This window comes from Echinicola sediminis (genome assembly GCF_054777495.1).
In genome coordinates this window covers 1-1,065 of the sequence record NZ_BAAHAP010000235.1, presented here as the reverse complement: position 1 = coordinate 1,065, position 1,065 = coordinate 1, and the positions used below count along the sequence as shown (strand labels likewise).

The 1,065-nt window shown below is 32.9% G+C and carries 1 protein-coding gene; it reads right to left on the bottom strand.

The window, feature by feature from the left end; genetic code table 11:
* Positions 1 to 126: 126 nt before the first annotated feature.
* Positions 127 to 942, bottom strand: coding sequence for a phosphoribosyltransferase-like protein (locus ACYVAA_RS22940; protein WP_460546423.1), 816 nt, complete (start codon positions 940 to 942; stop codon positions 127 to 129).
* Positions 943 to 1,065: the final 123 nt, after the last annotated feature.

Genomic DNA, 1,065 nt, shown 5'->3' with positions numbered 1-1,065 from the left:
GCGCTTGGCGCAGTGGCGGGTTTCGGAGCACAAAACTTTCAATACACCACAAAAGTTGATGCGAGGCAGAATGTTCAATTAACCACTTTACCCGCCATTGAGCCAAACGCCTGTTATGTGAGGTATTTAGTACTCTCTTGGAATAAGTCCGTACCATCTTTTGTCAATATTTTTGTTTTTGTATTTTGTATTATCGCTCCAGAGAATTCCTAATGCATTATCAGGTGCCGAATAATAAAAAGCAAATGGTAAACCCAAATGATATTTATTTTTGTCAACAATACCAATCATTTGATTCAACTCAATAATCCTTTTCTTTTCATTTTCGTTGAGAATTTTATTTGATGGATCTAAAAGATGATCTGTCTCTTTCGAAAGAATTACTTGCGTCTTAATTTTGAAATTCGAACGATAACCATCAATTAATTCTATTCCTTCTCGTGTTCCACAAATCGTAAATAAATATGGCTTTATACTTGAGTTGAGTGATGGGCTGACTTGCTTAATGTAATCTAAACCTTGTTTGCCTGTTCCTATAAAATCATCGAGAAATATAATCGAAGCATTTTCGGGAAGCTTGCTTAACTCGGAATTTGAATTCGCAATTATCATTCTTTGTTTGCCGGGGAAACATCTCAAAAATTGATTTACAACAAACGCTCCACTTTTACCAATTGGTCCAAAATGTGTCACGTATGTATCAGGGTGATCAAAAAGTTCTTTATTTTCACTATATATAGTTCTTATATGATTACGCAATTCTAAACCATCCAAAATCTTAATAGAGTCCAAAATCTTTGAAATAGTACTCCATTCTAATTCAGATTCACGTTTGAATTTAATAATTGAACGATCACCAAATCCTTGGTATTTAATGAGCTTTCTCTCGTGTCTTTTAAGATTTCGAATGTGATACCAATAAAAGTCAAGTATTTTGTCCATCAACATCTTATCGCAATTTTAAAATCACCTCATTTAGTTTTTCTTGAAATTGAATTAACTGTTCTAAGACATAGTAATCACTTAGTAATTCAATATTATCATCTGAAAGTGTTTGAGATAAGA

What these genes read in the sequence shown, in the direction of transcription:
- ACYVAA_RS22940 (WP_460546423.1), bottom strand. Translation starts at nt 942, where the DNA reads ATGGACAAAATACTTGACTTTTATTGGTATCACATTCGAAATCTTAAA.